General features: G+C 35.9%; 11 protein-coding genes and 5 pseudogenes. 7 read left to right on the top strand and 9 right to left on the bottom strand.

What is annotated here, in order from left to right:
- Nucleotides 1-29 precede the first annotated feature (29 nt).
- Nucleotides 30-1,109, top strand: a complete 1,080-nt coding sequence (locus N7U66_RS19535) for an endonuclease/exonuclease/phosphatase family protein (protein ID WP_313791317.1) — start codon at nucleotides 30-32, stop codon at nucleotides 1,107-1,109.
- Here the strand turns inward: N7U66_RS19535 and guaB are convergent.
- The 7 genes and pseudogenes from guaB to N7U66_RS19500 form a co-directional block, all read right to left on the bottom strand.
- Nucleotides 1,093-2,561 (bottom strand): annotated as a pseudogene (guaB, locus tag N7U66_RS19530) (IMP dehydrogenase). The gene N7U66_RS19535 and the pseudogene guaB overlap by 17 nt on opposite strands.
- A 54-nt stretch (nucleotides 2,562-2,615) precedes the next feature.
- Nucleotides 2,616-3,038 (bottom strand): hypothetical protein, encoded by a 423-nt coding sequence (locus N7U66_RS19525; RefSeq protein WP_313791316.1) that lies wholly within the window; start codon nucleotides 3,036-3,038, stop codon nucleotides 2,616-2,618.
- A 136-nt stretch (nucleotides 3,039-3,174) separates the two neighbouring features.
- Nucleotides 3,175-3,594: an FMN-binding protein gene (locus N7U66_RS19520; protein WP_267676591.1), complete on the bottom strand. Its 420-nt coding sequence runs from the start codon at nucleotides 3,592-3,594 to the stop codon at nucleotides 3,175-3,177.
- Nucleotides 3,595-3,809: 215 nt separating this feature from the next.
- The gene (locus tag N7U66_RS19515) at nucleotides 3,810-4,988 is read right to left on the bottom strand and encodes a porin family protein (protein ID WP_267676590.1); all 1,179 of its coding nucleotides are present in this window, start codon (nucleotides 4,986-4,988) and stop codon (nucleotides 3,810-3,812) included.
- A gap of 209 nt (nucleotides 4,989-5,197) precedes the next feature.
- A complete protein-coding gene (locus N7U66_RS19510; protein ID WP_267676589.1) occupies nucleotides 5,198-6,064 on the bottom strand; it encodes a hydroxymethylglutaryl-CoA lyase in 867 nt (288 codons plus the stop codon).
- Nucleotides 6,065-6,326: 262 nt separating this feature from the next.
- Nucleotides 6,327-6,954, bottom strand: a pseudogene (locus N7U66_RS19505) (LysE family translocator).
- Nucleotides 6,954-7,988: pseudogene (locus N7U66_RS19500) on the bottom strand (quinone-dependent dihydroorotate dehydrogenase). The pseudogenes N7U66_RS19505 and N7U66_RS19500 overlap by 1 nt, the downstream one beginning before the upstream one ends.
- 144 nt (nucleotides 7,989-8,132) lie before the next feature.
- On the opposite strand from N7U66_RS19500, the pseudogene pepT reads away from it, so the two are divergent.
- The 3 genes and pseudogenes from pepT to N7U66_RS19485 all read left to right on the top strand — a co-directional run bounded on the left by pepT (nucleotide 8,133) and on the right by N7U66_RS19485 (nucleotide 11,939).
- A pseudogene (pepT, locus tag N7U66_RS19495) lies at nucleotides 8,133-9,372 on the top strand (peptidase T).
- Nucleotides 9,373-9,716: 344 nt separating this feature from the next.
- Nucleotides 9,717-11,179 (top strand): annotated as a pseudogene (locus N7U66_RS19490) (FAD-dependent monooxygenase).
- Between the two features lie 334 nt (nucleotides 11,180-11,513).
- Nucleotides 11,514-11,939, top strand: coding sequence for an SET domain-containing protein-lysine N-methyltransferase (locus N7U66_RS19485; RefSeq protein ID WP_267676588.1), 426 nt, complete (start codon nucleotides 11,514-11,516; stop codon nucleotides 11,937-11,939).
- Nucleotides 11,940-12,417: 478 nt separating this feature from the next.
- Here N7U66_RS19485 and N7U66_RS19480 read toward each other — a convergent pair whose 3' ends face one another.
- Nucleotides 12,418-12,732, bottom strand: a complete 315-nt coding sequence (locus N7U66_RS19480; RefSeq protein WP_267676587.1) for a hypothetical protein — start codon at nucleotides 12,730-12,732, stop codon at nucleotides 12,418-12,420.
- On the bottom strand, nucleotides 12,698-12,892 hold the full coding sequence (locus N7U66_RS19475) for a hypothetical protein (protein ID WP_267676586.1): 195 nt from the start codon (nucleotides 12,890-12,892) through the stop codon (nucleotides 12,698-12,700). Before N7U66_RS19475 ends, N7U66_RS19480 begins: the two co-directional genes overlap by 35 nt.
- Before the next feature lie 1,329 nt (nucleotides 12,893-14,221).
- Here N7U66_RS19475 and N7U66_RS22735 point away from each other — a divergent pair.
- From N7U66_RS22735 to N7U66_RS19460, 3 genes are all read left to right on the top strand, one after another.
- Nucleotides 14,222-14,533 (top strand): CPBP family intramembrane glutamic endopeptidase, encoded by a 312-nt coding sequence (locus tag N7U66_RS22735; RefSeq protein WP_390886598.1) that lies wholly within the window; start codon nucleotides 14,222-14,224, stop codon nucleotides 14,531-14,533.
- A gap of 290 nt (nucleotides 14,534-14,823) precedes the next feature.
- Nucleotides 14,824-15,012, top strand: a complete 189-nt coding sequence (locus tag N7U66_RS19465) for a hypothetical protein (RefSeq protein WP_267676584.1) — start codon at nucleotides 14,824-14,826, stop codon at nucleotides 15,010-15,012.
- Nucleotides 15,013-15,598: 586 nt separating this feature from the next.
- Nucleotides 15,599-16,195, top strand: coding sequence for a YdeI/OmpD-associated family protein (locus N7U66_RS19460; RefSeq protein WP_267676583.1), 597 nt, complete (start codon nucleotides 15,599-15,601; stop codon nucleotides 16,193-16,195).
- Nucleotides 16,196-16,240: the final 45 nt, after the last annotated feature.

Raw genomic sequence — 16,240 nt, 5'->3', positions numbered from 1 at the left:
CATAAATATAACAATAAAAATAGTAACCAATGAAATTAAAATTAATATTACAAATCTTTGGATTGATAACAGTCATTTTAACGTTGTTACCCATTATAGATCTAGATTACTGGTTTATTAGAATGTTGGATTTCCCGCATGTTCAACTCACATTTTTAACATTAATTTCTGCTATTTTATTTTATATAAAATTCGAAGTAAAAGATTATCGTGATACTCTTTTTCTAATAACTCTTGTTTGTTGTTTTATATTTCAAGCCTACAAAATACACCCTTTTACACCTTTAGTTAAAACCGAATTATTAGAATATTCTAAAACGGGTAAAGACTCTTTGACCCTATTTACGGCGAATTTATTGCAGAAAAATGAAAATGCCAATAAAATTAAGAATGCCATTAAAACCATAGATGCCGATGTCCTCGTTTTTACTGAAGCCAATGCCCGTTGGAAAAATAATCTTGAAAGCGTCACCCTAACTAAGTATCCGTATAAAGTTGAAATCCCATTACCAAATACTTATGGCATGTTATTTTACTCTAAACATGAGTTAAGAGATTCGCAGGTTAAGTATTTAGTAGACGACAGTATTCCCTCAATACATACCAAACTAGTGCTTCCAAATCAAGATATTGTGCAGTTTTATGCCATACACCCCACACCGCCAATGCCTCAGGAAAACCCGATGTCTACAGATCGTGATGCGGAATTAATGCTAGTCGCTAAATTGGCTAAAGAATCGAAATACCCCGTGATTGTATTAGGTGACTTAAATGATGTGGCTTGGTCTGAAACGTCTAATCTCTTCAAGAGTGTCAGTGGCCTTTTAGATGCTCGAGTTGGGAGAGGCTTTTTTAATACCTACAACGCCGAAAAATATCTATTGCGCTGGCCGTTAGACCATATCTTTGTTTCTGAGGAATTCAGATATAAAGACATGAGGCTTTGCGACGCTATAGATTCCGATCATTTTCCCTTATTCATGTCCTTAAGCTACGAACCTAACATTGCTAAAGAACAAGAGAAAAACCCACCTACAAAAGAGGAGATGGAGAATGCCAATCAGCAAATAGAAAATTTTTACGAAAGTAAAACTACCTCGAATAATTAGGGGATTCTTTGGTAATGGTGACATCATGCGGATGACTTTCATTAATTCCGAAGCCGTGATTTTCACAAAGCGTCCGGTTTCTTTTAAAGTCGGGATATCTTTTGCACCGCAATAGCCCATACCTGCTCTTAAGCCTCCAATAAACTGGTGAATGCTTTCGTACAACTCTCCTTTATAGGGCACACGACCAACAATACCTTCGGGCACTAATTTTTTGATATCGTCTTCAACATCTTGAAAATAACGGTCTTTACTTCCTTCTTTCATAGCTTCTACAGAGCCCATTCCCCTGTAAGACTTGAATTTCCGGCCTTCATAAATTATCGTTTCTCCAGGACTTTCTTTTGTTCCTGCCAATAATGAACCTAACATCACGGTATCCGCTCCGGCAGCAATCGCTTTAGGAATATCACCGGTATAACGTATACCTCCATCGGCAATTACAGGAACGCCTGAACCTTTAATAGCATTTGCAACTTCTAAAACAGCTGAAAACTGTGGGAATCCTACACCAGCAACCACTCGTGTTGTACATATAGAACCCGGGCCGATACCTACTTTTACAGCATCTGCACCAGCTTCTACTAAATATTTAGCAGCCTCAGCAGTCGCTATATTACCAACCACGACTTCTAATTTTGGGAATTTCTTTTTGATCTCTTTTAACACCGTTACCACGCCTTTGGTATGCCCATGCGCTGTATCAATAACAATAGCATCAACACCCGCATTTACCAAAGCTTCGGCTCTATCAACAGCATCACCTGTTACGCCTATAGCAGCAGCAACACGCAATCTACCATAGGTATCTTTGTTGGCAATTGGTTTTTGTGTCACTTTAGTAATATCCCTAAAGGTGATTAACCCAACCAAGGTATCCCCTTTAACAATTAAAAGTTTTTCGATTTTATTTTTTTGAAGAATTTTTTCAGCGTCCTTTAAAGAGGTTCCCACTGGGGCAGTTACTAAGTTTTCACTGGTCATTACCTCAACAATGGGTCTGCTATTTTCATGCTCGAAACGCAAATCACGATTGGTTACAATACCCTTTAGCTTTCCAGCTTCATCTACAATTGGAATACCACCAATACTGTGCTCACGCATGGCACTTTTAGCATCTGCCACGATAGCCGTCATTGGAAGCGTCACGGGATCTATAATCATGCCACTTTCGGCACGCTTTACTTTACGTACTTTTTGAGCTTGCTGTTCAATGGTCATGTTTTTATGCAGCACCCCAATACCACCTTCTCGAGCCATGGCAATAGCCATTTGACTTTCGGTTACGGTATCCATCGCTGCAGAAACAATGGGTACATTGATAGTAATATTTCGCGTAAATTTTGATTGAATGTTGACTTCGCGTGGAAGTACTTCAGAAAAAGCTGGGACTAATAAAACGTCGTCGTAAGTTAAACCTTCTCCAACAATTTTGTTCTCGTGTGCTGTCATGATGCAATTGCAATTAATTGCATGCAAATATAAACGTTTTTACCGAATCTATTGTTAAGAATTTGTTTTCTTCGGAAAGATCAATTGTTTTATTATTATTAATGCCGAAGCTGTGTAACTCAAGGTCATGAATGTTCCGGAAATCATTACAACGTATTTCATCCATGTCATCCCCTTCCACAACAGGTATAAGCCACCAAATGTTAAAATCACCGATAAAAAAGGCTCAACCATTAAAAAGATTTTCCATTTGTAATGAAGTTGAGTGGTACTCAAAATGAGTCCGAGTAAGAAAAAAATTAAAGACATCGATAATATGTGACTGTGCACAATATTAAGCATTTGCTTATCCGTCTTTTTAAATTTCATCTCTGTAGCGACTTCATCACTTTCATTTCCTAAATATTGTTCTTCGATTCCTTTTGGGTTTGCTGTCGAGGTTTCGTTAACAAATAGCAATCCGAGAAAAATAGCCAATACTTAAAACAACGACGAAGGCTCCTATGAGCATTTTTATTTCTTTAGGAAACGTGTAAAGACGACCGTTTAATTCCATTACAAGATGGCTTTTTGGTTGAGAATTTTTAAAGACGCCAACAGATCATTTACGGCATTAGTCATGGACCGTACAGAAATAGTCGCACCGTGAAATAGCCATGATATTATCGTTATAACGTAAGTCGTCATTTTTAGTTTTACCTATAAATTGTTGCAACCAACGCCTGCTTCCTATTTCACCGCCATATTCTTCTCTATAGATTAATACTTTGGCTTTTTTAACGATTAAATTTTCGTCTAATAATACTAGGTAATCAAATTTGGCGGTTTTGCTTGGCGCTTTAGCCACATACGCATAACCGAGTAATTTAGAGTTAACCTTTATTTCGAAAAAATTATCGCTTTCAAATTTAGACGGCAGTGTTTTTGCTGTTTCTAAAGGAATCACTTTTTCTTCAAAGGAAAAGGTTTCAATCTCGAAAGTGGACCTGATTTCGTTGTCTACCTTTTTCTCGGATCTTTTTAGAAAGTCCAAATGACAGACATATAAACGATATTAATAACAGTGAAATTCCTTTGATGTGCATCTTACAAAAGTATTGATTATTTATTCTTTTATGCAATTTAGATGCCAAATAGCTAATAAGAACATTTAAGTTCCATATTAGCCACAAGGCATTTAAAAAATGAGTGCTTATATTAATTCAAGAGATTGCGACGTCGCGCACGTCTTGCCGTGAAAATCGGGTTTTAAAACCAAACCCCAATACCAAAGTTTAATTGGTTATTCACGTCGCTGTTTTCCATGGCATTACTCTTAAACTGGTAATCGCCCTTCAAGACAACTCCTGGCGCTATGTGGTAACTTAAACCGCTCGTAATATCTGTTCTGTTATAAGCATCGTTTCTTACCGGAGCACCCGCTGTATCTGCATGCGTATCGTAATTTTCGTAACGTGTAAAAGCAAATAAACGTTGTTCATTATTTTGTGGTAATAAGTTATAAGACACCTCAGCATAATAGCCCATTAGTGCACTCCCTAGATCCCTATTTGTTAAAGTATTGTATGCTTCTGTATCGCTTAACGACGCGTAGACAAATTGCCCTCTTGCTGCGAAACGTTTGTACGCATAACGTGCATCTAAACCTACCATTGAAATACCAATATTAGCGCCATCAATCTCTTCTATATCATCTGCCGCTTGTGTTTTTCCAAAATAACCTGATAGCCCTAAACGCAATCCTGGCAAACCATAATATTCAATTTTAGTAGATAGCGTTGGACTATCGATTGTAGATTTAATCGCTTTTTGTCTTCCACCTCTTAATCCATCGCTTCCTTTTAAGAAACCGGTAATTTCTCCGTCGGCATTCACTGTAGATTTAAAACCATTAAAAACATAAGCCTGATAACCTATTGACGCTTCAGATAAGCGACCGGTAACCCCTACTCCTATTTCTCTCCAGGTCGTAGGTACAATAGCGTTATCCATTGCTGGGCGCTCTACTCCATTGAAGGTTGTTGGTTCGTGATATTCGTTCACAATACCCATGGGTACTAACATTAATCCTCCACGTAAACTTACATTATCACCCACTGAGTAATTAACAAAGGCTTGCTCCACAAAAATCTCATCGACGTGCTCTAACTCTATTTCTGTTACAAATTGGGCTTTGTCATTAAAACGATAACCGAATAATAAGACCAAACGTTGTACATCTAGTTCTCCATTATCCCCTTCTGGCTGGTTGTATGTGGTTTCACCATAAGCCCCTACCGTAACCGATTTTCCATAATTTCCGGATAAAATACGTTGTGCAGAATTTATCTGTTGCTGTGGATTAAAGGTTATACTATCCTGTGGAGTAATTTGTGCAAAAGCAAAAGCACTCATTAAAATTGTTACAATTGATACTACTTTTTTCATTGGTTTTTCCTTTATTCTTATTTAGACTAATTATAAATAGATTGTTTATTTCGAGTGCAAAAATAGAATTGATAAGTAGTTTGTGCAAGTTTTATTTAGAATTATTTTAAATAGAGAGAGGACTACGTACATACACCCCTGAATTACAAGATATTGCGTAGTGTTAAAATTCTTTCAATTAAGTTGAAACTAAAAACTGGAGTTTTATGCTAATGGTATTGAGAAAATATTTTCGTCGCCTCATTATAGGCGCTCTCAAAGGCCATAGCGTTTAAGCTAGATGCTTTTTTTGTAGTTAAATAAGACAACACTTTTTCTGTGGGCATATTACCCGTTAGCTCATCTTTTGCCATTGGGCAGCCACCAAAACCTTGAATTGCACCATCAAAACGATTACAACCGGCCTGATATGCCGCATCTACCTTTTCAAACCACGTGCTTGGCGTGGTATGTAAGTGTGCGCCAAATTCAATATTAGCATACTCCGGAATTAAATGAGAGAACAAATAATCGATATTTTCCGGATTCGAGGTCCCTACGGTATCACTTAACGACAGAATTTTTACGCCCATTTTACTCAAGCGTTCGGTCCATTCGCCCACAATATCCACGTTCCATGGATCTCCATAAGGATTTCCAAATCCCATAGAAATATAAACCACGACTTCTTTATTAACTTGATCTGCTTTATTGAGAATTTCTTGAAGGGTCACTACTGATTGTGCAATTGTTTTATGCGTGTTCCGCATTTGAAAATTTTCGGAAATTGAAAATGGGTAACCTAGATAATCAATAGCTTTATGTTCGCAGGCTGAATCAGCACCTCGGGTATTGGCCACTATTGCTAATAATTTACTTTGTGTTTTAGACAAATCTAATTGTGCTAATACCTCGGCTGAGTCTACCATTTGAGGAATGGCTTTAGGAGACACAAAGCTGCCAAAGTCAATAGTATCAAATCCAACTCTTAAAAGTGATTGAATATACTGTACTTTTTCAGCAGTAGGAATAAATTGCTTAATGCCTTGCATGGCATCTCGCGGACATTCAATAACTTTTACGGGTTGGCTTTTCATTTGACCCAAAGATAGAAAAGATTTATAGTTTCGAAAACGTTTTTTTAAATTATGGTATTACTAATTATTTTACAAACTTAAAACGAGGTGAGATAGTACAACTCTTCTTCTGTTTAGCTCTGAAAAAAATGATAAAAATCGAAAGGTATTGTACCCTGTGATTGCCTTCATGAGATAAAACGGCTTCAGCAAGTGAGATTATAAAAGCAACATGATCATTTTAAGGTATTGTTAATAGTATACCACTAAGTGAGTGCGTGATTTATTTTTCTGAAAACAAAATAAAGACCGCAATACCAACAAATACAATAATCTGAAGCCATTTTAAAAACACCCCCGTATTTTTATGAGACTTTAAATAATTAGAAATATAGCCTGCTAAAATGGCTATTGTAGAGAATATAATAAATGAGGTCATCATAAATAACAGTCCTAACACATAAAACTGAGTTACTGTACTTAATGTTTTACTAAACAAATACGCAGGAAAAAAGGCTAAAAAGAAAAGGGACACTTTGGGGTTAAGTACATTCATAATCACCCCTTGCTTAAAGAGTTGCCACATCGTTTTTTGGGGCACATGCTCTCGACTTAACGTCACTTCTGCATCGCTTTCATATACTTTATATGCCAAATATAATAAATACAGGGCACCAAATAATTTGATAATAAAAAACAAGGTATCATTGCCTTTAATGAGTGCAGAAACACCAAACGCCACTAACGTCGTATGCACTAAGCAGCCGTGAAATAAGTCCGCAAACAGTAGCTAAACCATACTTTTGCCCGTTGGTAATGCTTTGCATTAACACATAAATATTATCAGGCCCTGGTGAAATTGCCAAGGCAGAAGTGGCCGCTACAAACAATAAAAGCGTTTCGTATTGCATTAGGTTTTTGTTAAGAGCGCCTTATTTATTTGTCTAATAAGTCCAGGACCTTCATAAATAAAACCCGTATAAATTTGTATCAAATCTGCACCGGCCTCTAATTTGTCTAAAGCATCCTGAGCAGAATGTATGCCTCCTACTCCAATAATAGGAAACGCTTTATTGCTCTTATGAGACAGATATTTGATGACACGTGTCGATTTTGCTTTTATAGGTTGCCCACTTAATCCGCCATTTCCTATTTCAGCAAGTCGTTCTCGGAGATGCTTTTAAACCCGTTCTATCGGTTGACGTATTACTGGCAATCACACCGTCTAAATTAGTTTCTGCTATGAGTTCAATGATTTCATCCAGTTGATTATCATTTAAATCGGAGCAATTTTAAGTAATATTGGTTTTTGTTTTTCAAAGGTTTTATTTGCTTTTTGTACCGCTCCAATCAATTCTAACAAATAGTCTTTGTCATTTAATTTGGCATGACTCCCCACGTTGGGACAACTCACATTAAGTACAAAATAATCAACAAAAGGATGTAAGGCATTAAAACAAGTGAGGTAATCTTTGGTATAGTCTTCCGGCTGGGTTTGTGTGTTCTTGCCTATGTTACCGCCAATAATTAATTGGCCTTTATTCTTTTTAAGCTGAACAATGGCTGCGTCAAGACCTTCATTGTTAAAGCCCATGCGATTGATAATCCCTTTATCGTCTTTTAATCTGAAAAGCCGTTGTTTCGGGTTCCCCTCCTGTGCTTTTGGTGTTACGGTACCTATTTCTATAAAACCAAAACCAAAATTTGCCAATTCATTATATAGTACGGCATTTTTATCAAAACCTGCCGCTAATCCTACTGGATTTTTAAAAGTTAGACCGAAAAGCGTTCGCTCTAGCTTAGGATGCTCCATAGTATACAAACTTCTAAAAATAGCTGCTATTCCTGGGATTTTAGAGGTGTATTTAATAAGAGCAAAAGTAAAATGATGGATTTTTTCAGGATCGAAAAGAAAAAATAAGGGTCTTAGGAGTAATTTGTACATCTATCAATGTTTGCACAAAAGTACTTCTAAAAAAAAAGATGAACAATTCAAAAGTCAAAAAACTTAATAATCGTAACTTTATGCCCTTAATACAGGATAAGAATACTAACCCTTAAAAGATCCCTGCTTACGCAGGAAACAACTATGATTTCAAAAGAAGATATTATAAAACGTTTTGTAAGTTACGTGACTGTTGATACAGAATCTGATCCAGAAAGCGACACCACACCCAGTACAGCTAAACAATGGGATCTAGCAAATATTTTAGTCGGCGAGTTAAAATCCATAGGGATGCATGACGTAACCATTGACGACAACGCCTATATCATGGCTACTTTACCAAGTAATGTAGACCATGACGTGCCTGTTATTGGTTTTATCTCTCATTTTGATACCACTCCGCATTTTACAGGAGCCAATGTAAATCCTCAAATTATTGAAAATTATGACGGCAAGGATATTGTTCTTAATGCGGCTGAAGACATTATACTCTCTCCAGATTATTTTGATGATTTATTATTATATAAAGGTCAAACCTTAATTACTACAGATGGCACGACCCTTTTGGGTGCTGATGATAAGGCAGGTATAACAGAAATTGTTTCAGCCATGGAATATCTTATTGCCAATCCGCAAATAAAACACGGCACTATAAAGGTAGGATTTACTCCCGATGAAGAAATAGGTCGCGGGGCTCACAAATTTGATGTTAAAACATTTGGAGCAGATTGGGCGTATACTATGGATGGCAGCCAGATTGGTGAATTAGAATACGAGAACTTTAATGCTGCGGGTGCTAAAGTAAAGGTCAAAGGAAAAATAGTACACCCCGGTTATGCTAAAGGCAAGATGGTGAATTCTATGTATATCGCCACAGAATTTATAAACTCTTTGTCACGTATGGAAACTCCAGAGCATACCGAAGGGTATGAAGGCTTCTTCCACCTCTATTCTATTTCTCGGTGAAGTAGAAGAAACAAAGCTAGAATATATTATTCGTGATCATGATCGGGGGCATTTTGAAGCCCGAAAAGAAGTGATGCAGAAAATTACCAATGAAATTAATGCACAATATGGACGTGAAGTCATCGTCATTGAAATAAAAGACCAGTATTTCAATATGAAAGAAAAAGTAGAACCTGTTATGCATATTGTAGATATTGCTGAAGAAGCCATGAAACAATTAGGCATAAAACCATTAATTAAAGCGATTCGTGGCGGTACTGATGGGTCTCAATTAAGTTATATGGGCTTACCTTGTCCTAATGTTTTTGCTGGTGGACACAATTTCCATGGGCGCTATGAGTACGTGCCTGTGGAGAGTATGATAAAAGCCACTGAAGTAATTTGTAAAATTGCTGAATTGACAGCGCAAAAGAAATAGAGCGATTTAACATTTAAAAACTTTAGAGATACCCAGTTTTCATTTGGATATACTCAAAAGTGATTTTTAGTTCGAATATCATCCGTAAACGATTTTAGTAAACAAATAAACGACATGACTATCATTTAAACTTTGTGTTTAAATGTTTATCTCAGCATTTATTCTTTGAAACCTATATCCTTAAAAACGAGGTATAATGAAGTGATAAACTAAAATAACACATGGCAGCTCTATATAAGAATGATTAGCACAATCACTACTTGACTATTTTAAGCTAAGCACCTATAACAGCGGCTAAGTTTTTTTCATTAAGATGGACTTAGATCAGGTTAAATAAATAAGAAGTGAGAGAAATAAAAAATGAACAGGCTAGCTGGACCATTTGTCTAGAATGTCAAGGACGTGGCAAAAAAAGTAAAAAGCTTAGCAAGAAAGTACGACTGCGTTACCAAATAGCTTTGACTGCGTTTGAAAACGCGAAAGATGAAAGGAGCGTACCTGTTCGTCCCAAGAGACCCCAAAACGCATGTTTGAACTGTTCCGGATCTGGATTAATCTCTGCGACTAATCCTCCTAAGGCTGATAAAGAAAATTACCCACATGTTGCCATTATTGGCGCTGGTATAGCCGGAGTCGCTTTGGCTGTTGCTTGTTTGCATCGCGGTATTCCTTTTACACTATATGAGCGTGATAGTAGCTTCGATGCTCGATCTCAAGGCTATGGTCTCACTTTACAACAAGCTAGTAAAGCCATTGAGGGATTGGGTCTTTTCACTTTAGAAGCTGGCATAATTTCGACAAAACATATCGTTCATACCACAACAGGTAAAGTCATTAGTGAATGGGGCATGAGAACGTGGAAAGCATTGGGAGAAAAAACCTCTAAAAAACGCACAAATGTGCACATCGCACGACAGTCTTTACGTTTAGCCTTACTTGAACAACTCGGTGGACAGGAGGCCGTACAATGGGGACACCAGTTATTAGATTTTAAAACTAATGAAGGTGAAACTGTTGCTTTGAACTTTGACGTCGATGGCGAGGTAAAGAATGCTAAGGCCGATCTTGTGGTGGGTGCCGATGGCATTCGCAGTGTGATGCGGCGCTTACTGATTGGCGAACACATGACCCCATTACGTTATTTGGGTTGTATTGTGATATTAGGCATTTGTCGTTTGCGTGATCTCCAAGGTCTTAATAGTGCATTATTAGATTCGGCTACGGTATTTCAAACCGCCAATGGCCATGAACGCATTTACATAATGCCCTATGCTTTAGACTCCGTGATGTGGCAACTAAGTTTCCCCCTGTCAGAAAAAAAAGCTAAGGCGTTGAGTGCTCAAGGCCCTCAAAATCTTAAGGAAGAAGCGTGCCGTAGAACGCAATGGCATGATCCCATTCCTCAAATTTTAAAAGCGACCTCAGAAGCTCAGATTACGGGCTATCCTGTGTATGACCGCGAATTACTTAATTCAGAATTGTTGGAAAAAGGAAAACAAATGACACTAATTGGCGATGCGGCTCACCCCATGAGTCCATTTAAAGGACAAGGTGCCAATCAAGCATTGTTAGATGCACTCGCACTAGCACGTGGAATCTCAAATGGCTGTAAACCCCAATCACAATGGAGAGAATCCGAGTGAGAAAAAGGGTATTAAAAGCGTTTGAAATAGAAATGCTAGAGCGTAGTGCTGTTAAAGTAAAAGCTTCAGCTCAAGCTGTACATGTTTTACATTCAGAAATGGTGCTCCACGAGTCTGACGAACCTAGAGGGAGCTGCCTGAAAAAAGATAACATCATATATTAGTCATTGCTTTTGTTATTTTTATTTGTATTCTTCTAAACATCAAAAGACTGAACACTGATTAAATATTAAAGGCCTATCATTAAGAACATTTGTTTTCTAATGTTCTGAAAATACTTTTAAAAATATTAGAAATGTAATTTATAAAATATTTTGTAAAAATGGATTTATAGATGTCTTTGATTAGTGACATCAAAAAAAAAAAACAATCGACAAGGTTAGAATCTAGTATGACCAAGACTTATTGTAAACTTGTGCAAACTATATACTTTAATGCATCCTACCAAAAATTTAAAAACTATTGACACTAACACCCAATACATAGAAACGAATACCATTGAGGCGCCGAGAATCGGATTATTTATACGTCAAAAAATCGCAAATAGAGTATGCTGGTGATGGTCTCTATACGGCGATAGACATTTATAAAAATGAAATCATATCTCGTTTTAAAGGAGAAAGGATTACTAATGAGGAAGCTAAAAAAAGAGCCCAAGAAAACAAAGATCGCTATTTCATTAATTTATTAGATAGTAGTATCATGGACAGTATGAATACAGAGTGCTATGCTAAATATGCTAATGACGTTGAAATTTTATCTAAAAGTCATTATAAAAGCAATGCACAAATAACTTTAGATGACGATGATAATGTTTGTATTAAAGCGATAAGAAAAATTAATTCGGAGAAGAAATATTTTGCAGTTACGGCGAGTCGTATTGGAAGAAACACCTTTGATTTTTTTTTTAAAACAATGCTTTAAGGTATATACCATGTAGAAAGTTTGGTCAGTAGAAGAAGACTTCGAAAATGACACGAAGTACATCAAGTAATTCGATTTGCGTCGGCACTTAATTAATATCACTGCCCTAGAAGAGACTTTAAAAATGGAGTTGTAAAAGGTGTTTTAGCAATTCAATCAAAAATCGAAGAGTCAAGAAGCAAGAATAGAATACAACGAATGAGTTAAGAAAACGGAATTAAACAATTGCAACAATAGGTACAACCCCTTAAATAAAAAAATAACGTAAATCAGGAAGCGTAAAATACAATAATTGAAAAAATTAGAAGTCTAATGATATGAAAAAATTATTACAGATAATAAACAAGACAAACCAACAAGAATAAATCTTTGAGTTTATTCTGTCTCCAGCTAGCATATGCTCTCTACTGGCATTGAATAAACTCAAAGAAAATAAACACGCCCATTTTATAGCACACGGCAAAATCGTGTTTTCTAATTAATTTTCATCTTCAGGCTTCATAAAATTGGAATGATACTTTTCTAAAAATCGCTTCTGTCTTGCCAGCATTTGTTGTCTTATTTTATCAATATCCATAACGTCTTTACCAAAATCACTTCTAAAAAAATCGTCATTGAAGAAATGTTTAGTAAAGAGCGAGTCCGGTGAAAAAATAGTATCAAAACCTTGGTTTTTAAACGCTGAGAAATTGGTGAAAAATCCGGATTTAAAAGCGTGCATCATACTGTCTTTTTCTACTGTTGACAGATCATCAATCTTAGTACCAGGACGACCACGAATAAATACTATCATACCTAATTAAATTCCCCTGGTCATCAAATTCTTTATCCACTTTCCAAGACCCTTTAGGCTGTTCAACTACAGTATTTTCAATGTCTTTTGCCTTTCTTTTTTGTCCATTGCAACTCATACTCAATAACGCTGTTATTGCAACTAATACATACTTTTTCATTGTTCAATTGTTTTGTGTGTCTTCTATAAAAGTCAAGCCAATAACCTAGATTAAACTTTATACAAGCCACTGTTTCTATTCATTTTATCAATCTGTTTTGGTTAAATCCATCTCAATATTGTTCCCCATTATAATCTCCTAATAGCTCTAGAAGGCTTTGGCTCAATCATTTCTTCTTTTGGTAAATGAACACTTAAAAAACTCGTAAGTGTCATTGAATTTTTCGGCTGGGTCATTTGATTTAAATAGTAATGGTCGATCTCTATTAAATAGTTCATATAACCACGTAGATCAAGTTGGGAAGAATGCCTTTGAATTCGTGTTTGCTAAACTTCCGGTTTTAAGAACATGTAAAACATGTGTTCATAAATTGAAAATTTTAAATTATACATTGTTTCAAATTGAAATCCTATTAATTTTTGATTTCGGTATGTTATTTACAAATAAAATACCAAAAAGAATCTATTATCCATCTGCCGAGATATTGCCTATAAAAAATATCAGTAATACCATCAAACGACAGAATAATTGTCGTAGTTTACATTAAATAAATGCCATTTTGACATTTTAAAGCGTATGTTTCTGTTTATACTATATATAACTGAATGACTGAATTAAAACCTCAATACCTGTTACCTAATACACAATACGAAGTCTTCAAAAATACACGAGACGATTTCTTTTTTGTTTTTATCACCTGGTTATAAACCTTTTGACATGGGAATCACTTCAATCTGATTCTAACGCCTTACCCCCTAGCTAACTCCTGTACCTGATGCGAAACACGCTCTAAATTGGGTATCCCTTAATCCCGATACAGTCTTAAAGCTGTTCCACAAAAACCATTATTAAACATAACGAAGGACTTCTGTACCAAAATTAAATGTAACGTCTCAGCTCTACAGTCGCCTTATCAATAATTCCATTCACCAATCTAGACCCATATGAATACAAAAACAACAGATCACAAAGGGATTTTATTAGACCTCATTATTTACTTAACTCTCATGTTTTTAATCAGAGAAATAACCCTTCCAAACACTCATTTTTTGGTTACTGGCCTTTTTTGGTCATTTACATGTTTGATAATAGCTAGTTGGAGAATGAAAGTTCGAGGCGTTACCTGGAAAGATTTAGGATTAACAAAGCCTAAAAGCATAAAAAGAATACTACTAGTAACTGCATTGATTTTAGTCCTTATCATTATTTGCCTCATGGCATTCAATATTATAAAAGATCAAATACCTTTTTTTACTGAACAAGCTTTAGAACCGAGAAAACACCTCAGAGTCTGCGACATCCAAATTTGGAAACCTTAAGGGCAATTGGATGCTGTTCTTTACCATAATACCAATGGTTTTAATGGAGTCATTCTTAGAGGAGTTGTTGGATAGAGGCTTTTTAATGAATTGGTTTGAAAAATTATTTTCTAAGACTTCGTTTGCAACGGTTCTAGCTGTGATATTCCAAGCTATAATTTTTGGCTTTAGGCATACGTATGATTTATCTGAGAGATCCATAACCGTTGGAATTATAGGGTTAATTATGGGCATCGCTTATGTAAAGTTTGGTCGAAATTTATGGCCTCTAATTCTCGCGCATTGTATACTCAATACCCTATCAATGCTTGACAGAGTGTAGTGATTTGAAAGAAAATCGTATATAAAGTACTTGCCAATTACTCACAAGCGAGTCTATTATTTTATAATGACCTTATAACTTCGTTTGGATACCAATATACTCTAATGGCATAATGCGCTCCATTCTACATTTATATAAACGCGTTAAATGAAAGGAACACTATGGGTAGACGTTTGCATTTGGAATACTCAAAATAATTCATTTCATTTTTTTATTGATTTTAAGACAGTATTAATAAAGTTTAAGTATAAAACCAATATTCTGCCAGTGAACATTTAAAACATTACTATATGAGTATAACATACTTGAACACCAAGTCTAGAGGAATAACCAAGACAGTGGCTGAGTTCTCCAAACAGGATGGGCAGAGCAACAAAGAGTTCCGAGAATTTATCAAAGAACAAGTTGTAGAGCATAGAAAAGTGGGTATGGACGTCTTCAAGTCCCCGAGACCTGGAGATGATCGAAATAAAGAATAACTCACTTTACAGATCATACAAAGGATTAAATAAAAAAGATTTTAATGGCTATTTAGGTTTTCTAAATAGCCCTTATTAATTCACATCCCAAAATTTCTTACCAATTCCATACACCTCACTGGGTTCTAAATACATGCGATATGATATAAGGGACGCCAATAAAATCCCATAGACGGTGTTTTACTAATTGCCAATGTCCTAGACGTTAAATGAATGGCTGCTTTTATACTTTACAGCCATCCCTTGTTTTCTATAATAGTACTGCATTATAAAGTTAGTATTATAGACTAATGGAAGATTTCTAAAAATGAATTACAAAAACACTAATAATGTTTACAATGGCATAAAAAATGACAGGCAGGAAATTGAACAACATTTATGTTATTAAATGGCAATAATTATTCCCGAAACTTAGAGATGGGCGACATCTGAGTTTCTCAGTTTTAATTACCTTTATACTCATTTTTGTTCTTAGTGTTTATATACTAAGTTGATAACTTTACTATTAATGACAAAGAGCAAACAAAAAATCATGTAAACACAGGTGTGTGCACCTCAAGTTATCTTAACAATTACATCAAATACCATGAAAAAAGTCTACTCGGTTGAAGAATACATAGAAACGAATGCACATTTTGAAGACGCATTACTTACACTAAGACACCTCATACATACTACAGAACTTCAGGAAACCATAAAGTGGTCTGCTCCTGTATATACTATAAAAGATAAAAATGTTATCGGACTTGGCGCTTTTAAAAACCACTTTGGAATTTGGTTTTTTAATGGGGTCTTCTTGAAAGACAACCACAATCTACTGGTTAATGCCCAGGATGGAAAAACGAAAGCCTTACGGCAAATGCGATTTGAATCGCTCGAAGAGATAGATAAAGATTTAGTCTTGGCTTACATAAAAGAAGCCATTGAAAACCAAAAATTAGGGAAGGAAATTAAGCCTGTTCGCAACGTGAAGAAAGCGCTTTGTATTCCCAATGAACTTCAAAATCTACTTGATAACGCTTCTGCGTTTCGTTTGGCTTATGAAAAACTCACGCCTGGGAAGCAACGGGAATATTGCGAATATATTATTGAAGCAAAAAGAGAGGCCACCAAACAATCGCGATTAGAAAAAATTATTCCTATGATTGTAGCGGGTGTTGGACTCCATGATAAATACAAATAATCTTCTCGAACGCTTTCCTTGAAACAAGTCGTGTTTTGGAAAGCT

Origin of the sequence: Lacinutrix neustonica (assembly GCF_026625145.1) — a bacterium.
Lineage (GTDB): Bacteria > Bacteroidota > Bacteroidia > Flavobacteriales > Flavobacteriaceae > Lacinutrix > Lacinutrix neustonica.
Note: the sequence above shows the minus strand (reverse complement) of the source record. Positions and strands in the feature narration are given on the sequence as shown.